The organism is Deltaproteobacteria bacterium (assembly GCA_028818775.1).
Taxonomy (GTDB): Bacteria; Desulfobacterota; Binatia; order UBA9968; family JAJDTQ01; genus JAJDTQ01.
The window spans coordinates 1-13,309 of record JAPPNE010000177.1; the positions used below are offsets into that span (position 1 = coordinate 1).

Annotated in this window: 14 protein-coding genes; 10 read left to right on the plus strand and 4 right to left on the minus strand. The window is 66.8% G+C overall.

Annotation, left to right across the window (positions count from 1 at the left end; all coding sequences use genetic code 11):
* Positions 1-497: chromate transporter (locus OXU42_18590; GenBank protein MDE0031393.1), on the plus strand; the 497-nt coding region annotated here is incomplete at its 5' end.
* Between the two features lie 30 nt (positions 498-527).
* On the opposite strand, the gene OXU42_18595 is transcribed toward OXU42_18590, so the two are convergent.
* The 3 genes from OXU42_18595 to OXU42_18605 all read right to left on the minus strand — a co-directional run bounded on the left by OXU42_18595 (position 528) and on the right by OXU42_18605 (position 3,695).
* Positions 528-1,559, minus strand: coding sequence for an amidohydrolase family protein (locus OXU42_18595; GenBank protein ID MDE0031394.1), 1,032 nt, complete (start codon positions 1,557-1,559; stop codon positions 528-530).
* A gap of 88 nt (positions 1,560-1,647) precedes the next feature.
* Positions 1,648-2,463 carry an enoyl-CoA hydratase-related protein gene (locus OXU42_18600; GenBank protein ID MDE0031395.1) on the minus strand — a complete coding sequence of 272 codons (816 nt, stop codon included), beginning with the start codon at positions 2,461-2,463 and terminating at the stop codon, positions 1,648-1,650.
* Between the two features lie 209 nt (positions 2,464-2,672).
* Complete coding sequence (locus OXU42_18605; GenBank protein ID MDE0031396.1) at positions 2,673-3,695, minus strand: amidohydrolase family protein; 1,023 nt, start codon at positions 3,693-3,695, stop codon at positions 2,673-2,675.
* A gap of 267 nt (positions 3,696-3,962) precedes the next feature.
* On the opposite strand from OXU42_18605, the gene OXU42_18610 reads away from it, so the two are divergent.
* The 5 genes from OXU42_18610 (at position 3,963) to OXU42_18630 (ending at position 9,893) form a co-directional block, all read left to right on the plus strand.
* A complete protein-coding gene (locus tag OXU42_18610) occupies positions 3,963-5,216 on the plus strand; it encodes a hypothetical protein (GenBank protein MDE0031397.1) in 1,254 nt (417 codons plus the stop codon).
* A gap of 9 nt (positions 5,217-5,225) precedes the next feature.
* Positions 5,226-6,515, plus strand: a complete 1,290-nt coding sequence (locus tag OXU42_18615; GenBank protein ID MDE0031398.1) for a glycine/betaine/sarcosine/D-proline family reductase selenoprotein B — start codon at positions 5,226-5,228, stop codon at positions 6,513-6,515.
* 136 nt (positions 6,516-6,651) lie between these two features.
* Entirely contained in the window at positions 6,652-7,698 is a 1,047-nt protein-coding gene (locus tag OXU42_18620; protein ID MDE0031399.1) for a hypothetical protein, read from the plus strand.
* Positions 7,699-7,858: 160 nt separating this feature from the next.
* A complete protein-coding gene (locus OXU42_18625) occupies positions 7,859-9,355 on the plus strand; it encodes a tripartite tricarboxylate transporter permease (GenBank protein MDE0031400.1) in 1,497 nt (498 codons plus the stop codon).
* Positions 9,348-9,893 carry a hypothetical protein gene (locus OXU42_18630; protein MDE0031401.1) on the plus strand — a complete coding sequence of 182 codons (546 nt, stop codon included), beginning with the start codon at positions 9,348-9,350 and terminating at the stop codon, positions 9,891-9,893. The genes OXU42_18625 and OXU42_18630 overlap by 8 nt, the downstream gene beginning before the upstream one ends.
* Positions 9,894-9,920: 27 nt before the next feature.
* On the opposite strand, the gene thiD is transcribed toward OXU42_18630, so the two are convergent.
* Complete coding sequence (gene thiD, locus OXU42_18635) at positions 9,921-10,718, minus strand: bifunctional hydroxymethylpyrimidine kinase/phosphomethylpyrimidine kinase (GenBank protein ID MDE0031402.1); 798 nt, start codon at positions 10,716-10,718, stop codon at positions 9,921-9,923.
* Between the two features lie 161 nt (positions 10,719-10,879).
* Here thiD and OXU42_18640 point away from each other — a divergent pair, with 161 nt between their 5' ends.
* From OXU42_18640 to OXU42_18655, 4 genes are all read left to right on the plus strand, one after another.
* Positions 10,880-11,461, plus strand: a complete 582-nt coding sequence (locus tag OXU42_18640) for a hypothetical protein (protein MDE0031403.1) — start codon at positions 10,880-10,882, stop codon at positions 11,459-11,461.
* Between the two features lie 24 nt (positions 11,462-11,485).
* Positions 11,486-12,499, plus strand: coding sequence for an endolytic transglycosylase MltG (gene mltG / locus OXU42_18645; protein ID MDE0031404.1), 1,014 nt, complete (start codon positions 11,486-11,488; stop codon positions 12,497-12,499).
* A gap of 61 nt (positions 12,500-12,560) precedes the next feature.
* Positions 12,561-12,863: a hypothetical protein gene (locus tag OXU42_18650; GenBank protein ID MDE0031405.1), complete on the plus strand. Its 303-nt coding sequence runs from the start codon at positions 12,561-12,563 to the stop codon at positions 12,861-12,863.
* 12 nt (positions 12,864-12,875) lie between these two features.
* The gene (locus tag OXU42_18655) at positions 12,876-13,223 is read left to right on the plus strand and encodes a peptidase (protein MDE0031406.1); all 348 of its coding nucleotides are present in this window, start codon (positions 12,876-12,878) and stop codon (positions 13,221-13,223) included.
* The last annotated feature ends 86 nt before the right edge of the window (positions 13,224-13,309 follow it).

Genomic DNA, 13,309 nt, shown 5'->3' on the forward strand with positions numbered 1-13,309 from the left:
AGATGATGGACGGCCTGGGGCTGGCGGAAACCACCCCGGGGCCGCTGATCCTGGTGACGGAGTTCGTCGGCTACATCGCCGCCTACCGGGCGGGCGGGTTGAGCATGGGCATTGCCGGCGCGGTGGTCACGCTCTGGGTCACGTTCGCTCCGTGCTTCCTGTGGATATTCGCCGGCGCCCCCTACATCGAGCAGCTCACGGCCCAGCCGCGGCTCAAGGGCGCCCTGGAGGCCATCACGGCCGCGGTGGTAGGCGTCATCCTCAACCTCTCCATCTGGTTCAGCCTGCACGTCCTGTTCGCCGAGCTGTCGTCCCACCAGAGCGGCCCGGTCAAGCTCCTGGTGCCGGACTGGTACTCCCTGGACTGGCGGGTCCTGGCGGTCGGCCTCGTCAGCGCGATCATGCTCCTCTGGCGACACCAGTCTCTCATGAGCACTCTGGGCGTCGCGGCGCTGATGGGCCTCGGGTTCGGTGCGATGGATTACCTTGCCGGATGATCGAACCGGCACGGGACGCCTCGAGACGGATTAAAGGTTGTACAGCTCCCGCGCATTCCCCCCGCAGATCTTGGCCTTGACATCCGGGCTCAGACGCGGGTCGTTGGCGACGCCGTCTATGGCCAGCAGTTCGGTGGCGCTGTCGGCGTGACCGTAGTCGGTGCCAACCACTAGGTGGTCCTCCCCGGCGTTCTCGATGACGTACGGAAGGTCGTCGGTGGTCTCGCACCCGACCCAGATCCGGTTCCTTGCCAGCAGTTCGTTCCGGTTGAACCCCTGCTCCTTTACGTACGGGCGTTTGTACAGATCGGTCAGCGCGTAGGGGAGCCACTGCGCGCTGACCTCCAGGAACCCCATCTTGAGTTGCGGGAACCGCTGGGGGATGCCGCCCGCGACGATGGTGTGGAAAGCCCCCACCACCACGAGCTTAAACTTCGAGAAGGCCACGGGCTCGTACTTGTAGTAGTCGTGTAGCACGGAGCTGCCGTTGGAGGCGTGGATGCACACCGGCATGTCCAGCCTGCCGGCGGCGTCGTACACCGGAAAGAAAAAGGGATCGTTCAGCAGCCGCTCGCCCTCGGAGCCGCGCATGTAGATGCCTACCGCGCCGTTCTCCTTGGCCAGCTTGGCCTCCTCGTACACCTGTTCCGGGCTGAGGAGCGGCACCACCGCCACCCAGCGCAGGCGGTTGTCGGACTGTTTCCAGCACTCGCCCATCCAGCGGTTGTAGCTGCGGCACAGCGCCAGCTCGATCTCGGGCCGGGGCGTCAGCGGGATGATGAAGATGGTGGGGAAGATCACCTGGATGTCCACCTTGAGCTCATCCATGTGCTTGAGCCTCATGGCCACGTCGCGCAGCTCACGGGACTCCAGCGGCGTGTCCTTGCCAACGTTTCGGGACTTGAGGCGCAGGGTGCCGTCCACCAGCCAGTACTCGTCCCCGGACCCGACGCCGTTGGTGGAGCCGACGACCTCGGGCCGGTACTTGCGGTCGGCGCCGTCCATGAACTCCCAGGTCTCCTCGGTTTCGAGAACGTGTGCGTCCGCATCGATTCTGAGCATTTCGGTTTCCTCCACTGGTGGGATTGCATTGGCGCAGGCCGGTCGCCAGCCTGATATCCCTGTGCTCTATCCGAAGTCCGGGAACGAATCAACGCCCCTTCCACACGGGCGGGCGCTTCTCGACAAAGGCGCGCGGCCCTTCCTTGCTGTCCTCGGTGGTGAGGACGAAGGCGGCGAGGTCGGACTCCAGCCTCAGCGCCTGATCCAGCGGCAGGTCGACCCCCTTGTGGACGGATTCCTTGACGTAGCGCAGGGCCAGCGGCGCGCCCTTGGCGAAGGCCGCCGCCATCTCCTCGCCTGCCTGTGTCAACTCGTCCATCGATACCAGCTTGTTGACGAGCCCGATGCGGTACGCTTCCCGGGCGTCGATCAACTCCCCCGAAAGGCAGATCTCCAGCGCCTTGGCCGGCCCCACGATGCGGGCCAGCCGCTGGGTGCCGCCGGACGCCGGCATGAAGCCGCGCCGCACCTCGGTGACCCCGAGCCGGGCGTTGTCCGCGGCGATGCGGATGTCGCAGGCCATGGCGATCAACAGGCCCGCGCCCACCGTGTAGCCGTGCAGCAGCGCGATGGAGGGCTTCTGCAACAACGCGAAGGCCTCGATGGGCGAGGAGCTGCCCGGCAAATGCCGAGCCTGACGCGCCTCCAGCGGAGACGCCTGCGCCTCGGCCGGGTCGGCGTTGCGTTGCGCGCGCTCCTTGAGGTCGCCGCCCACGGTGAAGGCCTTCTCCCCTGCCCCCCGGACCAGCACCACCTGCACGTTCCGGTCCGCCTGCGCCTGGGCGCACATCTCGACGATGCCCAGGCGCATCTCCTCGTTGATGGCGTTCAGCGCCTCCGGGCGGTTGAGCGTGATCCAGGCCGTCTGCCCGGTTACTTCGTAGAGAACCATGTCGTTGCTCATTCGTATGTCCTTCCCCGGTGCCGCTTTGCATCCGTCATTCCCGCGGAAGCGGGAATCCAGGCGGGGGAGGTGGGGGAACACGCCGTTCTGCCCCTCCCCACCCCTGGATTCCCGCCTTCGCGGGAATGACGATTCGGGGTCGCAGTGCCGTTTCGTTGCCAAGCGCAATATTGACACAGCCTGTTCTGCGGCAATGGCGGTTACTGGGTCTAAGCACGAGTTCGTATCAATGACGGATTCGCGCCGCTGTCAAGGCGGTAGACTCTGGCGGCGGTGTCGTGGAACAGTGCCGCGCGTTCCGTTTCCGAATAGCCCCGGCTGACGATCTTGAACGCGTTCCACACGGAAACATAGGAATACGATACCCGATCCACCGGGAAGTTGCTTTCGAACATGCAGCGGCCGGGGCCGAACTTCTCGATGCAGAACTCGAAGTACGGCCGCATGGCCTCGGCCAGCTCGGCGGAGGCGGGCCCGGGCTCGCGCGTGTGCCAGTCGTATCCTGAGCGCAGTGAGCCGACGCCGCCCAGTTTGAGCGCCACGTTGGGGCATTCGGACAGTGCGGCGATGTCGGCGCTCCAGGCCTGGAACACCTCGTCGCGCCGTCCCTCGTAGGGGCCCAGTCCCAGCGGCCCGCCGATGTGGTCGAGGATGATGGGCAGGTCCGGGAAGGCGCGCGCCAGCTCCACCAGCTCCGGGAGCTGCGGGTGGTAGAGCCAGGCGTCGAAGCTCAGGCCGCAGCGCCGCAGGCACCCCATTCCCTTGCGCACCGCGGAGTCCCGCAGCAGGCCGGGCCGCTCCACGCTCCGGAACGCGTCCGAGGCGTCCCACATGGTGGAATAGCGGATACCGCGGAGCCGGTCGGGGCCGGCTTCCAGGTGCGCTTCGAGGACTTCGGCCACGCCGTCGCCCAGGGCCAGGTCGGCGTAGGCCACGATGGCGGCCGCCACCGAGGCACGGTTGTCGGCGCGCGCGTTCTCGAACGCGATGCCCTCCAGGAACTCCGTCTCCCCCACCGGCCGCAGCTCGGGCGGCCCGGTTTCCCTGTACATGGCGCCGCACTCCACGGCCACGCTGGACACGATGTGATGGCCGCCCGTGGCGTCGCGCAGGAAATCGTCCAGCAGGTACAGGTTGTCGGGACGCCGCCACAGGTGGTGGTGCGGGTCGCAGATAGGGAGGTCGGGCTCCAGCGGAGCTTCGTTGGTCGTGTCTGTTATGGGATCGGTCAACTTTACGACCTCAAGGCTCCGTCACCGCCCCCATCCACCCCTGGATTCCCGCTTCCGCGGGAATGACGTTCGAAAGGTCCCTGCCTCATGAGTCATGACACAGCCTGTTCCGCGGGAATGACGGCGAGGGTCGGGAGCGACGGAGAGCATTGAAACGAGAGCATAGGTCCCGCCTTGCGGGTTTGGATACTCGCACTGTGCCGCCGGGTTTGGTAGACAGGGGTTTGCCTCGCAACCGATACGCGTCCACTACTCCGAGGAGGTTACGTGGATTTCGAGTTGGCCCACTACCCTGTCCGGTCCCTTTCTTGGGGCGCCCACACCGAATATCGGGCAGGCGAACTCGTTGTCAACCAGGAGGCGCTGCGCGCCGAGGTGCTCGCGGAGCCGCTCATCGACGACGTGGAGTTGAGCATCGTGCGGCCCGGCGAGCGCACGCGGGTGCTGCACGTGGTGGACATCGTCGAGCCGCGCTGGAAGGACGGCGCCTTCGGCGGCGCGTTTCCCGGAAGCCTCGGGACGTTGTCCCAGTGCGGCGCCGGCCGTACTCACGCGTTGGACGGGGTGGCGGTGGTGACGTCCGGGTCGCTGCCGCGGTCCGAGGAGGCCATCATCGACATGTGCGGTCCCGGCAGCGAGTTGAGCCGGTTCGGGCGCATGCCCGGCCTGGTGATGCTGCCCAAGCCGCGGGAAGGCGCCGACCCGGGCCAGTTCGGCCTGGCGCTCATGCGCGCGGGGCTGCGCGCGGCGGTCTTCCTGGCGGAGACCACCAAGCGGGCGGCGCCGGCGCGCACGGAACCTTTCTCGCTCGACTGGCGGTTGCCGGCGTCGGGGTTGCCGCGCATCGGATACCTGAGCTTCGCCTACTCCCACGGCATCGGCCGCCAGAAGCTCTTCTACGGCACGAGCACCAAGGACATCGTGCCGAGCGTGGTGCATCCCAACGAGATCCTGGACGGCGCGCTGGTGAACGACGGCTATACCAAGCCCACCAAGAACGCCACCCACGACATCCTGAACCATCCCCTGATCCGCGAGCTGTACCGGCGGCACAACGACACCATCGTGTTCGCCGGCATGGTGCTGGCGAACCACTATGCCACCTATGACGAGAAGGCGGCCGCGGCCTTTCACGCGGCGCGGCTGCTCAGGCATGTGGTGGAGGCGGACGGGGTGGTCATCACCAAGGACGGCGGCGGCCAGGCGGACGTGGACCTGATGCTCGCCTGCCGGGCGTGCGAGGAGGCGGGGCTGCGTACTGTGCTGGTGGCCAAGGAAGAGTCCGGCGGCGACGGCCCGGCGCTGGTGGACGTGGCGCCCCAGGCGGACGCCATGGTGAGCGTCGGCAACTGTCCCGAGAAGGTGCGGCTGGACGAGCCCATGGAACGGGTCCTCGGCGGCGACGCGTTCCTGGGGGCCATCCAGGGGGACGTGGCCGGCACGGTGGAGATCCCGGTGCAGAATATCATCGGCGCCATCGACCCCATCGGCGGCTCGACGCTGACGGCACGGCCGGGATAGGAGGATCCCATGAAGCGCATCGTCCACTACGTGAACCAGTTCTTCGCCGGCGTCGGCGGTGAGGAGAGCGCGGGGGCGCCGCCCGGCGTGCTGGAAGGCGCGGTGGGTCCGGGGCGGCTGCTGCAGTCCTTGCTGGGCGAGGGCGCCGGGGTCGTCGCGACGGTCTACTGCGGTGACGACCATTTCTCGGAGAACGAGGAGGAGGCCACGGCCCGGTTGCTGGAGTTGGTGAAGGCGGCGGCGCCGGACCTGCTGTTCGCCGGGCCGGCGTTCGGCTCGGGACGCTACGGACTGGCGTGCGCGGGGGTGTGCCGGGTGGTGGGCGCCGAGTTGGGCATCCCGGTGCTGACCGCCATGTCGCCGTCCAACCCCGGCGCCGACGCGATCCGGCGCGACATCCCGGTGGTCGCGACCGGGGAATCGTCGGGCGACATGCGCGCCGCCATCGAGGCCTCGGCCCCCCTCATCGTCAAGCTCCTGACCGGTGAAACCGTGGCTCCGGGCAGCGAGGAAGGCCTCCTTTCCCGCGGCGGCCGCTGGAACACACGGGCATCCGTTCCCGCGGCCGAACGGGCCGTGGACCTGCTGCTGGCGAAGCTCGCGGGCGGTCCGATGGAGACGGAGATCCCGCTGCCGCCGTTCCAGGAGGTGGAGCCGGCGCCGGGCATCCGGGACCTCGGCCACGCGAAAATCGCGCTGGTCACCACCGGCGGCCTCGTGCCGCGCGGCAATCCGGACGGCATCAAGTCGTACCTGTCCACCCACTTCGGCGCCTACCACCTCGAGAGCAAGGAGCACCTTGCGGCGGATGAATTCGAGTCGGTGCACGGCGGCTTCTTCACCGCGGCGGTAAACGAGGACCCCAACCGCCTGATTCCCCTCGATGTGCTGCGGGACGCGGTGCGCGAAGGATCCCTGGGCGGGCTGCACGAGTATTTCTACTCCACCACGGGCAACGGCACGCCCGTCGAGACCGCCGCCGACATGGCCCGGGACATCGCGGCGTCGCTAGGGGAGGACAAGGTCGACGGCGTCATACTCACCTCCGCCTGAGGGACCTGCACTCGCTGCGGCGCAGCGATGGCAAAGGAACTGGAGAGAGCCGGCATCCCCACGGTGCACGTGACCAATCTGGTATCGGTGTCGGAGAATACCGGCGCCAAGCGGATCATGTCGGGGCGGGCCATCCCGCACGTTTTCGGGGACCCGTCCCTTGACGCGGACGAGGAGCGCCGGCTGCGGCGGGGGCTGGTGGAGCAGGCGCTGGAGATGCTCAAGGAGCAGGAGGGCGCGTCGTGATGGACGGGGCCCTGACCGCCCCGCCGCCCCTGGATTCCCGCTTTCGCGGGAATGACGGGCCGGGACGGCGGTTTAGGGTTGACATGCACACCGGAAAGTCGGTTAATCGCACGATCAAAGCCGAGAGGAGGCACGCATGGTTAGGCGAATTCTCTTTCTGATGGCAGGGTTGATGCTGCTGACGAGCCCCGCATGGGGTGACGCGGTGGCGGACTTCTACAAGGGCAAGCAAATCCGTATTGTCGTGGGTTATGGTCCGGGCGGTACCACCGACCTCACCACCCGGCTCATCGCGCCGGTGCTGCACAAGTACATTCCCGGCAGTCCCCGGATCGTCGTCCAGAACAAGTCCGGCGGCGGCAGCGCCCTGGCGGCCAATACGGTGTTCAACAACGAGCGCAGGGACGGCACCGTGATGGCGGCCATCAGCAGCAGCCTCGTGATGAAGCAGGCTCGCGGCGTGGCCGGGATCAAGTTCGACGGCAGAAAGTTCAACTGGGTGGCGAGCGCGTTCCGGGCCAACTCCGCGTGCGCGGTGCGCCTGGATGCGGGCGTGAGCACCTTCGCCGAGGCGGTGAAGACCAAGAAGCAGCTTATCGTGTCGAGCTTCGACAAGGGCGGCCTGTCCCACCTCGAGCCGATCTTCTTCAACGCGATCTTCGGCAGCAACTTCAAGGCCGTCACGGGATTCCCCAGCGGCGGCGCGCAGCGCCTGGCGGTGAAGAACGGCGAGGTCAACGGTTTCTGCACGACGTTCCAGACAATGGCCAGCACCGAGATCGCCATGTTCGAGGGTGAGGGGAAGTGCTGCCGGGTCCTGATTATCGCCGGCGAGAAGAAGGCGGACCACCCATTGCTGAAGGGTGTGCCCGCGGCCGAGGCGCTGGCCAAGGAGCAGGGCAAGAGCAAGGATGAGCTGGCCATGTTGAGGGCGATGAACGCCACCAACCAGATCAGCATCGTCCACACGCTCCCGCCGGGAGTGCCGAAAGACCGTGTCGAGGCCCTGCGCGACGGCTTTGCCAAGGCGTACAACGACCCGCAGGTCCAGGCGCTGGCCAAGAAGCAGAACCGCAATCTGCAGCCCAGGCGGGGCGACGGCGTGGCCAAGATCGTCGAGGATCTGCTCAACACTCCCAAGCCCCTCATGGACAGGATCAAGGCCCTCATCGAAAAGGGCTAACGGCCGGCGGCGTGCCGTCGAATCAACCGTGGGTGAAACCGGAATCCGGTCCGCGTCCGCCGCTGGCGGTCGCGGGCCAGGCTCCGCTCGCCGGGCTCTACCCGAAGCCTGAACTCTGACCCGAAAACCGCGAACCGACCGTTCCCGTTGCCACGACGCCATGCTGGAAGCCTTCATCACAGGACTGCTTCAGGTATTCGATCAGACCACGTTCCTGTTGATGGTGATCGGCATCTTCCTGGGGTTCATCGTCGGCATCCTGCCCGGCATCGGCAGCCCCGGGGCGGTGGCTCTCATGCTGCCGTTCATCTTCGAGATGGACCCGGTGCAGGCGTTCGCGTTCCTGCTCGGGATGTACGCGGTCACCGGCACCACCGGCGACATCACCTCGATCCTGTTCGGCGTGCCCGGGGAGGTGGTATCCACCGCCACCATCATCGACGGCCACCCCATGGCCAAAAAGGGCGAGGCCGGCCGCGCCCTGGGCGCCGCGCTCATGAGCTCGCTGGTGGGCGCCATCGTCGGCGCCTTCTCGCTGGCCGCCGCCATTCCCATCGTCACCCCGCTGGTGCTGTCCTTCAAGTCGCCGGAGTTCTTCTCGCTGGCGATCCTGGGGATCTGCTTTCTCGCGGCGCTGAGCGGCGACAACAAGCTCAAGGGGGTGCTGGCCGGCGGTCTGGGCCTCGTGCTGTCCACCGTCGGCCTGGACTACCAGGAGAACATCGAGCGCTATACCTTCGGCCTCGTGAACCTGTGGGAAGGGGTCGGCCTCATCGCCGCGGCCGTGGGGCTGTTCGCCGTGCCGGAGATCGTGGAGCTGTGGGTCAAGGGCTCCGCCATCGCCGAAGCCAAGGTGGGCAAGCTGGGGGGCGTTTGGCAGGGGGTCAAGGACACCTTCATCCACATCGGCATCACCGTCCGCTGCAGCATGATCGGCACCTTCTTCGGACTCGTTCCCGGAGTGAGCGCCGCGCTGTCCCAGTGGGTGTCCTACGCCCACGCGGTGCAGAGCACCAGAGACAAAAGCGGCTTCGGCAAGGGCGACGTGCGCGGGGTCCTGGGGCCGGGCGCGGCCAACAACTCGGGCATCGGCGCCGCCATGATCCCGACGGTGGCCTTCGGCGTGCCCGGCAGCGCCACCACCGCCATTCTGCTGGGCGCCTTCATCATCCAGGGGTTGCAGCCCGGGCCGAAGATGCTCACAGAGCATCTGGCCCTGACCTTCTCGTTCGTCTGGCTCATCGTCATCTCGAACATCATCACCGTGGCGCTGTGCCTGCTGTTCCTGAACCATCTGGCCAAGATCACCCAGGTCCGCGGATCGCTGCTGATTCCGTCGCTGTTCATGCTCATCTTCCTGGCGGGATTCGCCAACACCGGTTCCTACTTCGCCATGGCCACCACGCTGGTGTTCGGAGTGATGGGCGTGATCATGGTGAACCACGGCTGGCCGCGCCCGCCGCTGGTGCTGGGCCTGGTGCTCGGGTCGCTGGTGGAGCGGAACCTGTTCATCTCCTACGAGATCTACGGCCTGTGGTTCCTGACGCGTCCCATCGTCATGGTTACCTTCGGAGTTGCCCTGGTCGTCATCTTCCTGCCCGGGTTGCAGGACTGGATGGCGAAGCGGGCCAAGCTCCAGGAGGACCCGGGTGCGTAACCGGACGGATATCGTCATCGGCGTGCTGCTGGTGACTCTCCTGTCGTGGGCGGTGTGGGAGGCTTACGAGTGGCCGGCGCGTACGCGGTTCTTCCCGCTGGCCATCGGCTATCCCGTGCTGGCCATGTCGGCGATGCACCTTGCCTACAGCCTGTGGCTGGGGCTCCGCCCGCTCACGTTCGAGCGGGGTCCGGCCGCGCCGGATCCCGTGGCCGACGCAGGGCCTCCTCTCGCTCCCGCGATGGTGCGCCGGCGCACGCTCGAGATTTCGTTCTGGGCCGTCGCCTTCGCGGTGGGGCTGTACCTCTTGGGGTTCAAGGTGGGCGGGCTGGTCATGCCGACGATCTTCCTTCGCTTTCAGGCGCACGAGACTTGGCCTACCAGCCTCCTGTACAGTCTGGGTGTGTACGTCTTCTTCAAGATCGGCCTGGAGGAGGCGCTGTCGTTCCCCCTCCCCGACGGCCAACTCGCGTACGCTCTGGGTCTCTACTCTTTCGATTCCTACCTGATGGACCCGGTCCTGAACCTGTTCCGGTGACGGGCGACAGCGCGGGTCGCCCTCCCCTCACCCGCCGCGCCAGTACTCGTGGAAATGATGGACCGGGCTGTGTCCGCGGCCTATGGAGAAGGCGTGGCCGATGGCCCGGGTGATGAATTCCTTGGCCTCGGCCACGGCGGTCTCCACGGATTCGCCGCGAGCGAGGGCGCAGGCCAGCGCGGCGGAGTAGGTGCATCCGGTGCCGTGCGTGTTCGTGGTCCGTATACGCGGGGCGGAGAGTTCATGGAACACCGTCCCGTCGTGGAAGACATCGGTGGCGGCGCCCCGGCGATGACCCCCTTTGACCACGACGCCGCGCGCGCCCATGTCGACGATGCGGCGGGCCATGTCCTTGATGGCCTTCGCGCCGGTGCCCCCCACCCCGGTCAACGCCTGGGCCTCGGGGAGGTTCGGCGTGACCACCGTGGCCAGCGGGAAGAGATGGGTCTTGAGTGCCTGGGTCGCGTTCTCCTTGAGCAGAGGGTGCCCTCCCTTGGCGACCATGACCGGGTCCACCACCAGGCGCTCGATGCGGTGTTCACGGAGCTTGCCGGCCACCGCGCGGATGATCCGGGCGTTGGCGAGCATGCCGGTCTTGACCGCGTCGGCGCCGATGTCCTCCAGGACGGCATCGATCTGGGCGGCGACCAGGGGCGCCGGCGTTTCGAGAACCCGCGTCACGCCGGTGGTGTTCTGGGCCGTGATGGCCGTGACCACGGACGTGCCGTAGACGCCCAGGGCGGCAAAGGTCTTGAGGTCGGCCTGGAGACCGGCTCCGGCACCGGAATCCGACCCCGCGATGGTGAGGGCTTTGCATGTCTTCACGGAAAGGCTCCTTCCGACGCTTCCCGGATACTTACCACGGGAATGAGCCGGGCACCCACACCGGCGGCCTGTTTGACGACCCGGCCCGGGCACCAATTCGGGATTGACATCCCCGCCGTTTCCTGATGGCATTACCGGCCACGGGTGACGCCATGCCAAACATGCTATCCAAAGACCGCCTTCAGGGTTTCTTCCACAACATGACCCGGCAGTGCTTCGGCGAGCTGGGCATCCGTGACGCGGAAGTGACGGGTTACGTGGCCGACGTGCTCACGGAGTTCGCCCGCAGCGACCGCCTGTTCCGCGTGCGCTCGCGCAGGCACCACCGGCTTGAGAGCGTCGTGGAGATGCTGGCGGACGAACAGGCGGTGCTGCCGGACGGGACCCCCGCGTTTGCCGGCGAGAACACCCTGATGCGGGAGCGGCGCTTCCGCAAGTACCTCGGCGACTACACCTTGTTCATGAGCGGCGTGTTCCGGTCCTACGTGGAGCGCGGCGGCTACCTGGACTACTATATCCGGGAGGGCAGCCGCTCCTACATGAAGGTGTCCGAGGTGGACCTGTCTCTCTACCGCACGGGGTTCCTGCTGTTCCAGGAGCTCTCCGAGAAGTTCGAGTACTTCTCCGGTGCCCTCGACTACATGCACAAGGCCTACTTCGCGGATGCGCCGAAGAAGGATCCGTTCTCCGGTTTCCTCAAGCAGATCGAAGGATGGATGAAGGTGAACGTCACCGAGAACTGACGCCGCCGGAGTCTGTCCTTGCTCATGCGCGTCTTCCTTGCCGCGGGTGTTCTCCTGTTCGGGGCGCTTTTCGTCGCCGGCTATCTGTGCGGTTTTCTTTGGACCCCCTACCACGGCCACTCGCCGGTGACCGAGATCGAGATCCGCAAGGGCGAGTCTCTTGCCGCCATCACGCAAGAACTGGCCGGCAAGGGGGTGATTTCCCAGTGGCGGCCTCTCGTGCTCTGGGCCCAGCTTCGCGGCGTGGACAAGAAGGTGCAGCCCGGCCTGTATCGCTTCGAGGAGGTCGTCACTCCGGCAGCCGTGTTGGCGCGCCTGGTGGACGGCAGGAGCGTCCACTACAAGGTCACCGTGCCCGAGGGCCTGACGGTCCGGCAGATCGCCGACCTTTTCGAGCGCGAAAGCCGCGTGTCGTCGGCGAAGTTCGTCGCCGCGGCGAACAGTCCGGTGCTGCGCGCCCCGCTCGCGGTCGACAGCCTGGAGGGCTACCTGTTCCCCGCCACCTACAAGCTGCCCGCGGTGACCACCGAGGAGCAGATCGTCACAACCATGCTGGCGACATTCGAGCGCAGGTTCACGCCGGAAATGGAGGCGCGCGGACGCGACATCGGCATGACCCGGCACCAGGTCGTCACCCTCGCCTCCATCATCGAGAAGGAAGGCGGTCCCCATGACGAATGGGCGATGGTGTCCGCCGTCTTCCACAACCGCCTGAAGCGCGGCATGCGGCTCCAGAGCGACCCCACGGTCATCTACGGCCTGGAGGATTTCAACGGCAACCTGACGCGCCGCGACCTCCGGACGCCCGGCCCCTACAACACCTACAGGATTTCAGGCCTGCCGCCGGGCCCCATCGCCAATCCCGGGCTGGCCGCCATCAACGCGGCGCTGTTTCCCGCCGCGGTCGACTATCTGTACTTCGTGTCGAAGAACGACGGGAGCCACCACTTTTCCGTCACGCTGCGCGAGCACAACAAGGCGGTGGACAAATACCAGCGCAACGGACGCACGCGGTCGCGCAAGGTGGCTGCACCCTGACACGGAAATTTACGGGGCTATTCGAAGGTTCGAAGGACGCTCCACCCAAGGGAGGAAGAACATGGATGCATCCGACGTCCAGCGGGTCTACGGCTTGGCGGCCAGAGTGGGCTCCCTGGAGGGGTACCTGTACACGGGCAAGGACATCGAGGTGGAGTATCTGCCGCGCTGGCTGGGCAACATCGAACGGGAGTTCAACGAGCTTTCTCCCGACACCCGGCGCGCGTGCGCCGACGCGCATCACGAGGTGCTGCGCAAGGTGGCGGCCTACCTCGGCAAGTTCTACGGTCCCGCGGACGCCAACGCCGTCAAGGCCCAAGGCATGGTCGAGGTGGCCAAGGGTGCCGTGGGGGCCGAAGGCTGATAAGCTGACCGGATGACCGCGGGAGTGTCTCTTGAGCCGGTGGAGGTGAACGACACCCCGGGTGTGCCGGCGGAACTGGCGCGGAGCCCCGACACGTTCGCCTTGCGGGTCCGTGGCGATTCCCTGATCGAGGAACAGGTACGCGACGGTGACCTGATCCTGGCGCAGTCCACTCCCGCCGCGCGTGATGGTGATACGGTGGTGGCCATGGTGCGCGGCGAGGCCACGGTCAAGCGGTTCTCCCGCGAGGACGGGAGAGTCGTGCTGCGTCCCGCCAACGAACGGCTGGAGCCCATCGTGGTCGAGGAAGAAGACGTGGAGATCCGCGGCGTCGTGGTCGCGGTGATCCGCAAGTACTAGTGTCCTGCGTCACAAATAGCTTGATGTATCCGCGGGTCCTTTTCGCCGTCGGCTGCGTTGCTCTTCCTCGCGTGGTACCCGCCACT